Source organism: Paenibacillus sp. FSL P2-0173, from assembly GCF_038008045.1.
In the GTDB taxonomy this organism is placed as follows: Bacteria; Bacillota; Bacilli; order Paenibacillales; family Paenibacillaceae; genus Paenibacillus; species Paenibacillus polymyxa_B.
In genome coordinates this window covers 508,490-523,684 of the sequence record NZ_JBBOYK010000003.1, presented here as the reverse complement: position 1 = coordinate 523,684, position 15,195 = coordinate 508,490, and the positions used below count along the sequence as shown (strand labels likewise).

Sequence of the window (15,195 nt, the reverse complement as noted above, 5' to 3'; positions counted from 1 at the left end):
ATCTGCCTTTTTAAATTGGAGTATATTTTTTAGAATGAGCGCATGGACGTTGATCACAAACAAATGGGGGAGTATCCATGTTAAAGAAGATGATGGCGTTATCCGGCAGTTTGCTTTTGACGGTCGGTTTGTTGAGCGGATGTGGAAGCAGCGGCGGCACGGATGCGTCGAAAGAAAGTGCTGGCGGCAAAGAAGATTTGAAAACGGTTACAATAAACATGTTCACAGCTTCACCAGAGTATACCGATGCTTTTAACGCGTATATCGAGGAGTATAAGAAGGTCAAACCTAACGTGAAGATCAATCTGGAGATCATGCAGGCAGACTACAACACGATTCTGAAGTCGAAAATAGCCTCAGGTAGTACACCGGATGTATTCCAAACGACGGCAGGAGGCGACATTGACACGTATGCGGATTATAGCGCTGATCTGACCAATGAACCGCTGGCAGCAGCCATGACGGATGCGGTTCGAGCGAATATGAGTTCCAGTGACGGCAAAGTACTGGGATTCCCGGTGAAGGGGAACCTGTTTACGCTGATTTACAATAAGGATTTGCTTACCAAGGCTGGGGTAACCTCCCCGCCAAAGACGATTGCAGAAATGCAGGATGCGGTCACCAAGCTAGAGGCGAAGGGCATTACTCCATTTGCCAACGCATATAAAGAGTGGTGGGTATGGAAGCATATCTTCCAACACTATGTAGATGCTGCTGCGCAGGATGCGGGCGTGGAACCGAAGCAACTCGTTAGCGATTTTATCGCAGGCAAAGCAAAAATCAAGGACTACCCAGTGCTGTACAACAACTTCTTTAACTTCATTGATTTGACGGTGAAACATGGCACAGATAAGCCGCTGGAACGGGACAGCAATGCGGAAGTAAGTGATTTTGCATCCGGAAAAGCTGCGTTTATGACGGGTAAAGGTGCGTGGGATGAGGAAGCAATCAAGAAAATTAATCCTGATCTTAAAATTGGCATCATGGGATATCCGGTGAGTGACAAAGCTGATCAATCGGTCATCATTACCGGTGCAGATCAGGCGCTGCGTATCAACAAGGATTCCGAAGTATCGAAGGAAACGATTGAATTTTTCAACTGGCTGTACACTTCGGAATACGGCAAGAACTGGTTCTCCCAGGTAGCGAAGGTGATTCCTCCAATTAAGGATGCACCGCTTCCTGATCTGGAAATGCCTAAGGAAATGGAAAGCATTTTGAAAACGTCGAAGTCCGGTGATCTGTCTGTTAACTACTCGCTGGATACGTTCCACCAAAAATTTGGCGAGCTGATGCAAGCATATATCAGCGGTAACATGAATAAGGATCAGGCGGTTGCAGAGATTGAGAAGGCATGGGTGCAATTAGGTTCAGCACAATAAGATTGGTTCCGCAGAGGCGTCCGTAAGGGCGTCTTTTTGTGTTATAGCTAGGAGGCCGAGAGGGCGTAGACAAAAAAATATTTAATAATATTTAAATATTTACTTGCAAAAAGTTATTGAGTTGTGGATAATAGATTGTGTGCAATATATCTACAACATACGACATACATAATGACTGCAAGTTGCAAATGTGAGAGATCCCCCGTTGGAGGGAATCTCTTTATTCCGTTTGGACTATGCCGATCATGTTTATAATAGACCGTGTAATTTGGAACGCATTTTCATTGATGTGGTAAAGGTAAAAAGGAGATGAACGTTTTGACGAACTCGTTGTTTACACCGTATACACTGAAAGATTTGGAATTAAAGAATCGTGTGGTGATGCCCCCGATGTGCCAATACTCGGTGACAGCCAAGGACGGGATTCCGAATGATTGGCATCATGTTCATTACCTGAGTCGGGCTATTGGAGGTACGGGCCTGATTATTATAGAAATGACAGACGTGGAACCAGATGGACGGATTACAGATTATGATCTGGGTCTTTGGTCAGACGAGCATGTCCCAGCTTATAAGAAGCTGGTTGATGGCATTCATGCGCACGGGTCCAAGGTAGGCATCCAGATTGCTCACGCGGGCCGTAAAGCTGAGGATGCAGCTGAGCCAGTTGCTCCTTCGGCCATTGCATACCCGGATGCGAATTATAAACAGCCGCGTGCACTGACCACGGAGGAAGTCCGTGGAATGGTGCAAAAATTCGCAGACGCTGCCCGGCGTGCGGTTCAAGCGGGCGTGGATACGATTGAACTTCACGGGGCACATGGTTACTTGATTCACCAATTCCATTCGCCAGTTACAAACAAGCGGGACGACGAGTACGGTAAGGATTTATCCCGTTTCGGTGTTGAAGTCATTCAGGCTGTACGCAAGGAAATGCCTGCGGGTATGCCGTTAATCTTACGCATCAGCGCGGTGGAATACGTAGATGGTGGGTACGATGTGGATCATGCCATTGAGCTGAGCCGTGCATATCAGGCGGCAGGCGTAGACGTGATCCATGTTAGCTCGGGCGGGGAAGGCCCTGCTGGCGTCAGAAAGCCGGGCAACTATCCGGGCTATCAAGTGCCGTTCGCACGCCAAATTCGCGAGGCACTGAACATCCCGGTGATCGCTGTAGGCGCACTGGATGACCCAGCCTTGGCGCAGTTTGTTATCGGCAACGAGGATGCCGATCTGGTCGCTGTGGGACGCGGATTGCTGCGCGATCCATATTGGGCGATTCATGCAGCAGTGACGCTGCGCGGCGAGGAGCCTTCCATACCTGAACAATATCAACGTGGCTACTGAGGCCTAAGTAATCCCACGTTGTTTATATATAAACAAGGCACCTGCAACGAAGTGTACGCTTCGTCAGGTGCCTGTTTTGTTTTATGGACAGATGGTACAGTGTAAGCAATCTTACACGTAGTAGTGGTTATATTTTGTATACTTGTATTATTTAGTGATTAGGAGGTTTGAAAGTGGATTATATTATTGAAACGAAAAAGCTCCGCAAACAGTTTGGGGGGGCTGTAGCCGTAGACGACATATCCTTACATGTGGAGCGTGGCAGTATCTACGGTTTCCTCGGTGAAAATGGAGCTGGTAAGACAACCACTATCCGCATGCTAATGAGGCTAATTGAGCCTACAAGTGGGGAGGTTTTTTTATTTGGCGAGCGGCTGGAGAAAAACTATCCTTCTATTTTCTCGAAAATAGGTACAATTATCGAAACGCCTGGTTTATACGAAAATTTGAGCGCACGCGACAATCTAAGAATTTGCTGTATGTACATGGGGGTACAGGACAACGGAAGGATAGAACGTACCCTAACCACGGTAGGATTAGAGCATACCGGGAAAAAAAAGTTTAAGGATTTTTCCCTAGGAATGAAGCAAAGATTAGGGATTGCGAGGGCGCTTGTTCATGACCCTGAGTTGCTCATATTGGATGAGCCGACGAACGGACTGGACCCATCTGGAATTAAGGAAATTCGTCAGCTATTGAAGCGGTTGTGTGAGGAGAATGGGAAAACCATTCTTATTTCCAGTCATATCTTGAGCGAAATTCAGCAGTTAGCTACACACATCGGGATTATACATAATGGAAAGCTGTTAACAGAAGATCGTTTGAGTCAGTTGGAGGAAGAATTTGAACAATACACAGACATAAAAGTACACGATGCAAAAGCAGTACAAACGTTTCTGCAAGAGCACATGGGACAGCAGCTTCAATCTAATGTGATATCCCCACAAGAACTAAGAATTCATAGTCCGATCGAAAATACAGCCACGTTAAATAAACAGTTAATAGATCATCAGTTTTCAGTCTATGAGATACACACCTCAAAGCAGACACTAGAGGAGTACTTTCTGACTCTCATTTCGGGAGAGGATGTGCGACGTGCTTAGAGCAGAACTCATTAAACTTAAAAGTTCTAAAGCCTTCTTGTTGAGCTATATTATATTGCTGGCTGTTGTGCTGTTGGAATTTGCGACGAGCGCTATTTTTTACAGATATTCAATTGATAAACGGGGTTGGACTTACTATTTCGAGGGCATAGTTCTCTTCGTCAATGTTGCAGCCGGATTTATCAGTTACTACATACTAACCGGTCATATTTTTGCAAGAGAGTATCAGGAAAACACGCATCTATTTATGTTTACCACGCCTGTCACCAGGGTTAAATTTTATTTTAGTAAATTGATCATTATTTATGGATTTATTATTGTATCCTTATTTCTCGTTCTGTTTTTGTCTGCCTTATTAGGCATGTCTATTACAGATCGACCTTTAACGATGGCTATCTGGGTATACCAAATCCAAGTGTTTGCTAAAATGTGTGTGATGCATGCGATGTTAATCCCAATCGCCTCTTTTTTTGCTATACGCTGGAAGAGCATCATGGTGGTTGTACTCGTAGTTTGTACTGCTATATTTTTGAATTTTATATATAAAAGTGAATGGTACCCTTGGATTGTACCCTATCTCTTATCTCCTAATGAAAGAAATGCGACTATACCTACCAATGTTTCAATAGCATGGCTCAGCTTATCCGTGATCTTTCTTCTTGGATTGTCTTTATCCATATGGACATATCAAAGAAAAGACTAAATGGAGAGTTTTTGAGAGGAGGGTTATTATGCTTGACCTGTTTAAAGCAGAGTGCTTGAAGCTGAAAGGAACTAAAATTCTTTGGTTGAGTGTAATGATTTTAGTATTAACCATTGTTTTAGAATTTTATAGTTACGCGGGTAGTTCCAAGTATTCCATAGATCGTGATGGTTGGAATGACTACTTTATGAGTGTTGTTATTCTTATTAATTTTCTGACCGGTTATATGAGCTACTATATTTTGACCTGCTATATCTATGCAAGAGAGTATCAGGAGAAGACCCATATTGCACTGTTTACAAACCCGATTCGCCGGACTCGTATTTACTTCAGCAAACTACTCGTTATTTATATGTACGTCGCTGTTAGCCTACTGATGGCATTTGTGCTATCTACAGTATTGGGTACGTTTATTACAATCAGACCGCTAACCTTTGAAATCGTTATGTATCAGCTTGGGGTATTTGCTAAAATGATTCTTATGCACGCTATGCTCATCCCGATCATCACGTTCTTCGCTATTCGTTGGAAAAAATTTGTACCCGCCATTATTGGGATGTGTACGGTTATGTGCTTAAATTTTGTTTTGGTTAATACACCGGGGAATACCTTTTATCCATGGACAGTGCCGTTATTGTTTTCTCCCCATGGACAAATGGGCAGAACATTCACGTATGTTCCTGGAGGGGTCATCAGTATTTGCTTCATTTTTGTGCTGGGTCTTTTTTTGGCGTTGAGAAGTTATACTCATATAGAGAAAAAGTAGAATGTGCAAGCAGAAAAACAAGGATGGTAGTCCGCATAAGGTTGGTTGAATGAAGCTGTAAAATGTTGTCGCTAAAGGACGGATTTGCGTGCTATAATTCCAGTAACAACAGAATGGCTTAGGTGGGCGGTCGGCTAAGTCTCCCGGAAGGGAGGTGATGCCTGTGGAGGTTAAGGATGCTCTGACATTAATGATGATGTTCGGCACGCTATTAGTAGCGTTGATCGGATTAATCGTTACGATTGTTATTGCGTTGAACCAAAACAAAAAGAAATAGACCGCCCTGGACAAGGGAAAACGGTCTATTTCTAATAGAGCTAGCCCTGTTCAGCCGACCGCTCTTCAAAGCGGCTGTTGCCAAGAGTAGGGATGTTACCAGCATCCTTGCTCTTTTTTAGTATATCCTTCTATCATTTATTTTAGCACAATTGAATAATCGATGTAACTCATTTGGTGAAAACTTTAACTTCCTTTGGAGCGAGGGTCACGGTGATCGAACCGTTGTTAATCTGAATGGAGTCGTTGCTTAATTGGTTGGTCAGGCGAGTGCCGTTGGACAGATTGTCGAAGTTGCCAATCGTGCGGGTTTGACTGCTCCAGGAGTTGTTGATAAGTACGATGGCCTCGTCGCCATTTTTAGAGCGCTGGAAGCTGTAAAAGGAGTCGTCTACCCACTTTTCCTTTTGGCTCCCGTTTTGCAGGGCAGGGTGGCTGTTGCGCACACGGTTCAGCTTAGCGATGTACTGATACAGATCATGATTGGCGTTAAACACAACGTTTTCCCGGTTGGCAGGATCATCTCCGCCACTAAAGCCTTGCTCGGTGCCTTGATAGATGATAGGAATCCCGCGTGAGGTCAAAGTAAAGCCCAAGGCGGCCTTGAGCTGAGGCCATTTGTCATAGTTAGCACCCGGCTTGCCAGAGGCGTCATTCAGGAAACGTTTTACATCATGATTGTCGATAAATACGCCGTTGGTCTGGGCATCGCGATAGTGACGATCATCTGAGTAGCGTTCCTTGATTTTCCTCATAGATTGATCGTGTCCAAACACATCCTTGATTGTATAATACATCGGAAAATCCAGTGCGGCATCGAGATACCGGGTGTAATCACCCACATAAGCAGGATCGCCACTGTAAATTTCACCGAGAGTGAAGGTATTGGCGGCCTGGTCAAAATCCTTCAAAAACCCTTTGGGTACATGCTTCACAGTGTCCACCCGCAGTCCGTCGACCCCCGACTCGTTCAGCAGCCATTTGATCCAGTTTTTGAGTTCATTCGCTGTATCTGGGTTGTCCTGATTCAGGTCGTCCAATCCGGCAACGTCACCGTTTTCGATTTTCCACTGATTGTTTGAGTTGTAATCCGCTCCTGTGATGTCGCCATTGTGATGATACCAGTCCGCTTTGTCAAAAGGAGCCTTAGCGATGCCGTTCCCAGGTTGAAAATCGCCAGTGTGATTGGGAACTACGTCCAGCATCACAGCGATATTTTTGTCGTGTGCCTTACCAACCAGCTCTTTGAACTTGTCCATGGTACCAAGATGCCCGTCTACCGCATAAAAATCATACGTATGATAGCCGTGGTAAGCGTATTCGCTCTTTTGCATCGTTACCGGAGTAATCCAGATGGCGGTAAACCCCATATTTTTAATGTAGTCGAGTTGGTTAATAATACCTTGAAAATCGCCACCATGCCACTTGCGCTGATCGTTGTTGTTGGAATTGAAGCCACCGTAATTATCGTTGGATGGATCTCCGTTGCTAAATCGGTCTGTCATGATAAAATAAATGCTCTGTTTGCTCCAGTCTGTGTTGAGGGGAGTGGGCTTGGAGAGGGTACCTAGATCTATAGGAGTGAAGGCGCCCGAAGGCGCCCCCGTTTGAATAGTTACTTCAACTCCGTTAGGGTTGGGTACGTACGTAGAAGTGCCTACGTTTAAGGATGCACCCGAAAGTTCCACTGTTTGGATAGGTCCTGCAACTTCGTTAAGGTTGGTTGTGTAGGTGGAAGTCCCTACGCTGAGGATGCTCCCCGAAGGTGCCCCCGTTCGGATAGTTCCTGCGGCTCCGTTAGAGCCGGGCGTGTAGGTAGAAGTTCCCGCGCTGAAAAGGTAGTTCTTCGTGTTATTGCTGTCCCAGCTGTTATTGCCGTCATTAAAAGCGGCTTCCAGTTGGGAGGCAGACCCGATATCGACGGTAATTTTAGCATAGCCGCTAATCTCGGCATCCTGCATTTTCACACCGGGTACGGCAGTCCAGTTTCCGCCAGCCGGGCGGTAGTGAATGTAAGGCGAGTTAAAGCCTTTTTTGTAGTATACCGTTACCTTATTAGTTGTACCGCCGCCATCCCCGGGAACCGTGCCCGATGGAGCGCCTGATGTGATCGTTCCCGCATTGCCGCTGTTACCGGGCGTGTAAGTAGAAGTGCCCGTGCTGAAGGAGTAGTTTTTGGTGTTGTTGCTGTCCCAGCTGTTATTGCCGTCATTAAAAGCGGCTTCCAATTGGGAGGCAGACCCGATATCGACGGTAATTTTGGCATAGCCGCTAATCTCGGCATCCTGCATTTTCACACCAGGCGCAGCAGTCCAGCTTCCCCCAGCCGGACGGTAGTGAATGTAAGGTGAGTTGAAGCCTTTTTTGTAGTATATAGTTACTTTGTTGCCTGTACCGCCACCGTTATCGCCGGGCTTGGCCTTGTTTACGATATACTGTTTGAATCCACTCATTTCACCGGTTGGTGAGCCGTCGTTGTTGACGAGATTGTTGAGGCGTAAAAGTGTAAAGCCGTGATAACCGAACTTTGTGATTTTTTCTTCGATTTTTTGAAAGCCGCTACCGCCTGTTGGGAGTGCATTTTCACCATTTAGGCGAACACCCTTGGCATTAGCGATCGAGGAGACAGTATCTACTAATGTGGACGGCAAGGAATAATTCGGTGCTGTACCACTGTCGTTCATCTCCAGAGCAGTAAAGGTCAAATCCAGATCCGCATCTTTGAACTTCTCGATGAGACGGTTGTAATCATAATATCCACCTGCTTGCTCTGTGCTGTGAGGCATGGCAGGATTGTTCATCTGCCAGTGCAGACCGGAAATCTTGGCTCCGATACGGACACCGAACACGGAATCGAAGTTTTTGTGTGCAGCAGCTCCGATGACGCCCAGATGCTTCTCAAGCACGCTTTGGTACCACGACAGAAAATCCTTCCCATACGTGGAAGTATACCCGCCGTTCGTGTAAAATCCGTCCCCGTCGGTCGGTGGATTGATTTGGCCAAGGCTGCTCAGCTTGGTACCCCAGGCTGCATTAATCTTGTCCATTGATCCATACTTTTCATTCATGGCCGTGCGGAACGCATTTTTGGCTGTTTCAGTGTAGGCTTGGAATTTGCCCCGTGCAGGATAACTCCATCCCGCTGCCGGATAGTATGAAGGATATCGCAATTCTCCAGAGGGCCCACCGCTTAAATAAATTTTGGGAATGATGCTTTTGTAGCTAGCAAAGGTTTGAGCAAATGAGGCATACAGCTCATCATATTGTTTACCAGTCCCGCTCCATAATGGAGAGAGGGCTTCGTTATTGGCAAAACCGCTTTCGTCCTTGAACTGCATTTCATCTGCACTGCCCTTGCTAGACAGCCAGCTTGGTAGCGGGATGTTGCAATCATCCCCCACATTTCCCCCACACTTATGCGTAGAGATAATAGGAACCCACTTCAATCCCACTTCTTTTACGGCATCTGCATAGGTCTTGTAGTAGCTCCAATCGAACTGGTTATCTCCTGCGCTCTCCACATGGCCCCACCAGACGTCGGTGGTAATAGCATACACACCGTTACTTTTCAGCGTTTGCAGTTGCTTTTTGAAGGCACCCCAGTCATTAATTTTCGCCAGCGGCCCCATGACAGAAGCCTGAAAATCATCAGCAACCGCTGCGCTTGCCGTATTGGAGGGTGAGCCAATAAAGGCGGTCAGAGATAGCACAATGCTTAATAGCATCAGGCACCCTTTTTTCCATAGACTTCGATACAAGGTCAAACCGATCATCCTCCCCAAAGCATAGTCTAATTCGACAACATTTTGTAAACGTCTACAAAAATAGTATAAAGCAAGCGGTTGCATAAAAAGAAGAATTTATTGCACACTCAGGGTGGACAAATATGACATTTTACGTAAGCAACCGTGTGCTTAAAAGTATTCAGACAAAAAAATAAGGCATAGGTCTGAGTAAGACGCATGCCTTTTAGTGATGTGCGAGCCAATGCCAGTATAGGAGAAAGTGAACCTAAGCGTATAAAAGCCTTGTTCCAGTCTGTATGAAAGTATTGCCGAGGCAGCTTGTTTAATAGTTGCTTACTTAATAAATAGGGCGATCCTTCTGGTCGGAAATGCCGCTTTTACGGTAGAAATACGTATTGATCCGATCCCGCCATTCTTTGGCATGCTCTGCCTGATGCTCCAGCCGCTCCAGCACCTGTTCATACATGGCAGCATTCAGTTGCCCTCGTAGACTAACCCATGTGTCTCGGAGATGGGCCGCACGTTCTGCACCTTCAAAATGGGTATCATAAATGTGCTGTATGACAGTTTGGCCGGAGTGGAGCAAGTGTGTATAAGGAACATGGTGAAAGAATAAGAGCAGCTCATCCGGGCAGGTGTCCGTAGATTCGTAGATATCAGTATTGGGAGAAAAATATTGTCCTGCATAGCCAGTTCCGGTTGCGGTCGTGCGATCTACCCCAATCCCCTGGCAATCAGCAAAATGGTAGGTGCCCCACATAGAATATTCGTACCCGTCTACATCCGGCCCATAGTGGTGATCGGGACTGACCATCCAGCCGACCCCGAGAGGAGCGGTGTAGGATTCGTAGATATTCCATGAATCGAGCAGCATCTGCTTAAGGGTAGAAATTAAATCTGTGCCCCCGTCGCTATTCCCTTGTCTGCCAAACGTCAGCCGAATCCAATCATCAGCGATTTCGTCTGCGGACAGCTCCGGGTCCCATGCCAGCCGACCATAGCCATAAAGATTGGACTGGGCGAGCAAATGTCCGGTCCAATTGGTGTCTGCACCAATATTGGATACAGCGACTATGCCATAGTTGGTATGCTTGGGAGAACGCAGAGCGCCACTCACGATATGCTTGATGGTGGAGCCTTTACCTTGGGCGTAGGTGTCAAAATCCAATACTTCCTTCCATTGGGGAACAAGGTAACATAGATGTTTCTGTTGCCCGGTGTACTCTTGCGCAATTTGAAATTCAAGCAGTATCTGAGTGGATTCCAGCGCACCGAACAGGGGGGAGACAGGCTCCCGCACCTGAAAATCCATGGGACCATTTTTGATCTGTAAAATGACATTTTCCCGAAATAATCCATCCAGCGGTTTAAAATGGTCAAAGGCTGCGCGGGCCCGATCCGTCTTGCGATCGCGCCAGTCCTGCTTGCAGTTGTAGACAAAGCAGCGCCAAATCACACGTCCGCCATAGGGCTGCAACGCATCTGCCAGCATATTGGCTCCATCGGCGTGATGGCGCCCGTAGCTGAACGGTCCAGGCCGATTTTCGGAATCGGCTTTGACCACAAAACCACCCAGATCAGGAACGGCGGCGTAAACTTCCTGGGCTTTGGTCTGCCACCATTCAGCTACAGCTGGTTCCAGGGGATCGGCGGTGGTTAACCCACCGAGCTGAATAGGACTGGCATAGTTAATGCTCAAGTAGATCTGTATGCCATAGGCGCGAAATACCGCAGCTACTTTAGCCACATCCGGTAGGAATTTATCTGTAATCAGCTCGGTCTCTACCTGATGGACATTCACGTTGTTAATGGATAGTGCTTGAATGCCTACAGAAGCGAGTAGACGGGCATAGTCTCGCAGGCGCTCCATATTTGTAGTAAAGGCATTATTATCATAGAAAATAGAGCCACCCGCATACCCGCGTTCAATACTACCATCCATGTTATCCCAGTGATTGATCATGCGGATGGAATTAGCAGGGTTGGATAATTGGTCTAGAATGGGGACGTGCACTGATTCGGTGGTGGGCTTCAACTTCCCGTCTAGTCCTCCCTGCAGGTAGCGCAGCAGATGAAAGACTCCGTACAATACGCCTTTGGAGGTCTGCCCCGCGATTGTAACGTACTGTCCCTTGATATCATCGTTACCGTGCGAAGCTGAATATGCCGGATCTGGCATCTCTATCCCGCGAATTCGGTAGCCTTCTGCGCTCACTTCTGCCTGTTCTTTTGCGCTGAATCGTTCTGCGACCAAAGGATGCTCTGGGAACGTACCCAGCGCAATGAATGGCGTATTCACAGGAACGGCGCTGATCTTCGGCTGCTGTCCAAACATAGAGGTCAATCCGTGCTGAAGCTCACTCGCAGCCGATTGAAGCACTTCATCTGTCCCATGGACCACGATGACCCTGCACCAAGCGGGCAGCTTTTCTACCTTACTATTGCGGCGGTAATGCAGCCAAGCCGCATAGCCGCTCTCTTTTGGCATATCCATAAGCTTGCTCATATTGGAGCCTCCTTTTGGGCAGGTGAAGATGATCCTCAGACATGCTGTTCCTGATCCTGACTCATATGCTCAGGGAGAGTCAGACGGTTGCCCTTGCCTTCATACATCCACAAAATAGCGGTAACTCCGCGCGGATAATATTTACTGCCGTGAGCAATACCGGAGAGTATCTGATCGCTCCAGCACCAATAGGATTCTTCAGGGTGAAGGAGCCATGAGGCATGGGCAGCGTCTGCGGCCTGCCCAGCTTCTTCCCAAGGCAGCTCCAGCAACTCGCGGGCAATAAACTGTGACAGATAGATTTTGCTCAGCCAGGAGTTGTTACTGGTCGAGGACAGCTTCCAGCCTCCGTCTTCAAACAGGCAAACTCCCGGTACCAGTACAGTTTCCAAATGACGCCGCAGTGCTTGGATATATCCACCGAACCGTCCATCAGGCTTAAGCGCAGCCTCACATCCTGTAAAATAAGGGAAGATCAGCCCCTCAATGGCAGGAATAATCTGCGAGTCATTGCCCTCCTTAATAACTGCAGGAATATAGCCTTTGTCTGTCATATGTGCTGTGATCGCTGCTGCGCATTTGTCCGCCTGTAAGCCAGCCTCCTGTGAGAGGGAGTTAAGCCCTTTTGAGGCAAATATCTTTTCCAGTGCAACATATACTGCCCAGCATTTGCTGCCTAGATAAATGTTGTTGCGAGACTGACCCAGAGATACGTCCAGACTGTCGTAGGTCGTAATTTCCGCGCCTCCCCGGGTTCTAGAGCTGTCCAAGCCCATCAAGCCGTTTCGTTGTGCCGGGTCGGGGTGATCCCGCCGCAGCATGCTTTCGAAGCAGTCACACAAGACAGGCAGCATACGTGTCGTAAATGACTGATCCTGTGTCTGCTCGATATATACCGTGGCACAGCAAAGCCAGTTCACCAGTTCCTCATGGCTCATGTAAGAGAAGCAGTCGTCAATCCCAGCCAGCTCATAACAGGAGTACCCCTGCCGGGAGAACACGTTTGCGACGCCCATATCATGCGTAAACGTGATACCACCGGTATAGGTCTGTTCCTCTCCTGGAAAGCGTACCTCATCCCGATAGCTGTACCTTTGGACAAACCACTCCAGCTCGTTGCGTACCGTCCATGGATTTAAAATCAATTCATAGTAGAGCTGATCTGCCGTCAAATCGAGTGTATTCATCATCCGATACTCGCCTTCGTTCACAACCCAGATCGGTTCTCCATCCGCTTGGTGACTAAGCAGTTGGGTGCTGCCATAGTAGCTGTGGATCGCCTGAGCGAGCATAAATTCCTGGTCCGGGCTCAAGTCGGCCGACTCCATCCAGCGATTAGCCTGAACACAGGCTGCGGTCAGGTTTGAAAAATGCTTCAACGCATAGCTTCCCACGTCTTCAATATCCTTGAACAGCTGGGTATAGTAATACGACGCTTCGATGCCTGTTGTCACAATGCCGCCACGATAGAAGCATATGGCGAAGGCATATGTGCGCTTCTCACCTGCGGGAACGTCCATCAGAAGCGCACCCGTCGCGCCCAGGCCAAAGGATAAATTCTCGGCCATGGTCTCCCCAAGCAGCTTCTCCATTGCAAATCCGCTGGCAGGTACCGCTTCACTGCTGTTGGTCACAATGGCTGTGCTTCGTCCTTGGCCGATGCCTGTGAGTCTTTCCTCTAATTGGGTAGAATCCGTAGCGTCCCTACGCGGATCTTCTCCTATAATGCGTATGCCGCTATACGGATCACTGCCCTGATAGCCGAAAAAAGCTCTTCGCGCTGCAGTCCCCTGTGTGTTATCGACGGTTAGCTCGGCGAATACCGCCGGGGCCAACGCTGCCCGCAGCTCATCCATACCCGCGGTTCCCGGCTCGGGCACTGGGCGAACAGGAGAGTACAGCCGGAACGTCAAATCGCCAGCCTGCCATGTATCCGTTCCTGCTTTTAGCTCACGGGTAATGTCTGAATCGGCAAAGGCCATAAGCAGCGGTTCCGTTCGTTTACCCTTTTTCTCCACGTCGTAGCGGGCACTTTCATCCTGTGTGGATGTAAAAAAGGGAAGCGCCTCGTATACTCCGCCATCTCTGGATTGCAGCCCGATATATACATTTTCATCGGCAGGCTTGCCCAGCTCCAAACCAAGTCCGCCGCGATTACCCTTAAACCCAAGTGTAAAGCTGGAAAAAGAACCGATAGGTGCATGCTGTGTGTTATAAAATATATTTTTCGACATATAATGAAACCCCTTTCATGATAAAGTTTAACTTTGAGTAACTTCACTTAGAGCCTAGCATGTCATGTGGTGGGGAACCATTGTCAAATCGCTCAACTATTTATCCAAATCGCGCTGAAAGCGATATACTGGAGTATATCCATGCAAGTAAGCCAGGAGGGAAAACATGTCGACATCACGTTTACCGAAGCGCCCCCATCATCCAGACCTTACAGTTGCCAGAGAGGAATTCTTTTTTCCCGATGTGCGAACCACAGTCAATTTGTTTGCTATTCATACACGAAGTGTCGGAAGAGAGTGGAGCTATCCGCTACACGAGCATCCTCAATATGAGATTAACATCGTGCTTGCGGGAGAACAGATCATGGTTGTGGATGGTCGCAGCTATACCCAGCGACAGGGTGATCTGGTGCTGCTGCGACCGGGGATTGTCCACTCCAGCCATAGTAACGGAGAGGGATTTACGTATTTTTGTATGCATTTCGATATTGATGATAAGCTGTTTCTCTCGCTCCTGAGTCGTCTGGAGCAGGTGCTGTTTCCAGCTGAAGGAACAGTGGCAGGGCAGATGGGACCAGCGCTGGGCAAGTTGCTCGATCTTTCAGCGCCGGAAGACATAGGAGTAGGTAGTGATTCGGTGGCAAAGCGAATGCGGATTCAATCTGCTGTGTTTGAACTGTTCGCAACGTTATGGGAGGCTGTATCCAGTGAAGCGGCCCATCTGCCGGGGCGTGGATATGTGCAGGCAGAGCTTGCCCATCAGATTGCCAGTCGTCTTCAGGGCAGAGTGAATCAGCCTTATGGACAGGCCGGCTCGGTGGAAAAGCAGGATGGGATCGAGGGGATTTCATCCGAGCTAGGTATTAGCGTGTCCCATTGTAATCGTGTATTCCGTAGCGTTTTCGGCGTATCTCCCCGTGTATATCTATCCGGGCTTGTGCTGCATGAGGCCAAGTTGCTGTTGGCTGATCCGCAATGGTCGGTGCAACAAATTGCCGATATGCTCGGCTATGGGGATATTGCGCATTTTAGCAGACAATTCAAGCGCTGGTCGGGCCAATCGCCGACATCCTATCGCAAAAGCACGGTGCAGGAAAGCCTATTCGAATAAAAATAAGTATGTCTTTAAAAT

Annotated in this window: 10 protein-coding genes; 7 read left to right on the top strand and 3 right to left on the bottom strand. The window is 47.8% G+C overall.

What is annotated here, in order from left to right:
• Window positions 1-77: 77 nt before the first annotated feature.
• The 6 genes from MKX30_RS18760 to MKX30_RS18735 all read left to right on the top strand — a co-directional run bounded on the left by MKX30_RS18760 (window position 78) and on the right by MKX30_RS18735 (window position 5,578).
• Entirely contained in the window at window positions 78-1,382 is a 1,305-nt protein-coding gene (locus MKX30_RS18760) for an ABC transporter substrate-binding protein (RefSeq protein WP_028540854.1), read from the top strand.
• Between the two features lie 318 nt (window positions 1,383-1,700).
• On the top strand, window positions 1,701-2,729 hold the full coding sequence (locus MKX30_RS18755) for an NADH:flavin oxidoreductase/NADH oxidase (protein WP_023990946.1): 1,029 nt from the start codon (window positions 1,701-1,703) through the stop codon (window positions 2,727-2,729).
• Between the two features lie 173 nt (window positions 2,730-2,902).
• Complete coding sequence (locus tag MKX30_RS18750) at window positions 2,903-3,832, top strand: ABC transporter ATP-binding protein (protein ID WP_076156614.1); 930 nt, start codon at window positions 2,903-2,905, stop codon at window positions 3,830-3,832.
• Window positions 3,816-4,535 (top strand): ABC transporter permease, encoded by a 720-nt coding sequence (locus tag MKX30_RS18745; protein ID WP_076156611.1) that lies wholly within the window; start codon window positions 3,816-3,818, stop codon window positions 4,533-4,535. Before MKX30_RS18750 ends, MKX30_RS18745 begins: the two co-directional genes overlap by 17 nt.
• Before the next feature lie 28 nt (window positions 4,536-4,563).
• A complete protein-coding gene (locus MKX30_RS18740; protein WP_076156608.1) occupies window positions 4,564-5,301 on the top strand; it encodes an ABC transporter permease in 738 nt (245 codons plus the stop codon).
• Between the two features lie 163 nt (window positions 5,302-5,464).
• A complete protein-coding gene (locus tag MKX30_RS18735) occupies window positions 5,465-5,578 on the top strand; it encodes a putative holin-like toxin (protein ID WP_010347020.1) in 114 nt (37 codons plus the stop codon).
• Window positions 5,579-5,747: 169 nt separating this feature from the next.
• Here MKX30_RS18735 and MKX30_RS18730 read toward each other — a convergent pair whose 3' ends face one another.
• The 3 genes from MKX30_RS18730 to MKX30_RS18720 form a co-directional block, all read right to left on the bottom strand.
• Window positions 5,748-9,341 (bottom strand): family 14 glycosylhydrolase, encoded by a 3,594-nt coding sequence (locus MKX30_RS18730; RefSeq protein WP_279833319.1) that lies wholly within the window; start codon window positions 9,339-9,341, stop codon window positions 5,748-5,750.
• Window positions 9,342-9,660: 319 nt separating this feature from the next.
• Window positions 9,661-11,829 carry an alpha-glucuronidase family glycosyl hydrolase gene (locus MKX30_RS18725; protein WP_341063233.1) on the bottom strand — a complete coding sequence of 723 codons (2,169 nt, stop codon included), beginning with the start codon at window positions 11,827-11,829 and terminating at the stop codon, window positions 9,661-9,663.
• A 35-nt stretch (window positions 11,830-11,864) separates the two neighbouring features.
• Window positions 11,865-14,063 carry a glycoside hydrolase family 52 protein gene (locus tag MKX30_RS18720; RefSeq protein ID WP_341063232.1) on the bottom strand — a complete coding sequence of 733 codons (2,199 nt, stop codon included), beginning with the start codon at window positions 14,061-14,063 and terminating at the stop codon, window positions 11,865-11,867.
• 166 nt (window positions 14,064-14,229) lie between these two features.
• Here MKX30_RS18720 and MKX30_RS18715 point away from each other — a divergent pair, with 166 nt between their 5' ends.
• Window positions 14,230-15,174 carry an AraC family transcriptional regulator gene (locus MKX30_RS18715; RefSeq protein WP_069081058.1) on the top strand — a complete coding sequence of 315 codons (945 nt, stop codon included), beginning with the start codon at window positions 14,230-14,232 and terminating at the stop codon, window positions 15,172-15,174.
• Window positions 15,175-15,195 lie beyond the last annotated feature (21 nt).

Bases quoted from the DNA above. Each gene is read 5' to 3' on its own strand.
- MKX30_RS18760 (WP_028540854.1), top strand. From the start codon at position 78: ATGTTAAAGAAGATGATGGCGTTATCCGGCAGTTTGCTTTTGACGGTC.
- MKX30_RS18745 (WP_076156611.1), top strand. From the start codon at position 3,816: ATGTGCGACGTGCTTAGAGCAGAACTCATTAAACTTAAAAGTTCTAAA.
- MKX30_RS18740 (WP_076156608.1), top strand. From the start codon at position 4,564: ATGCTTGACCTGTTTAAAGCAGAGTGCTTGAAGCTGAAAGGAACTAAA.
- MKX30_RS18725 (WP_341063233.1), bottom strand. From the start codon at position 11,829: ATGAGCAAGCTTATGGATATGCCAAAAGAGAGCGGCTATGCGGCTTGG.
- MKX30_RS18720 (WP_341063232.1), bottom strand. From the start codon at position 14,063: ATGTCGAAAAATATATTTTATAACACACAGCATGCACCTATCGGTTCT.
- MKX30_RS18715 (WP_069081058.1), top strand. From the start codon at position 14,230: ATGTCGACATCACGTTTACCGAAGCGCCCCCATCATCCAGACCTTACA.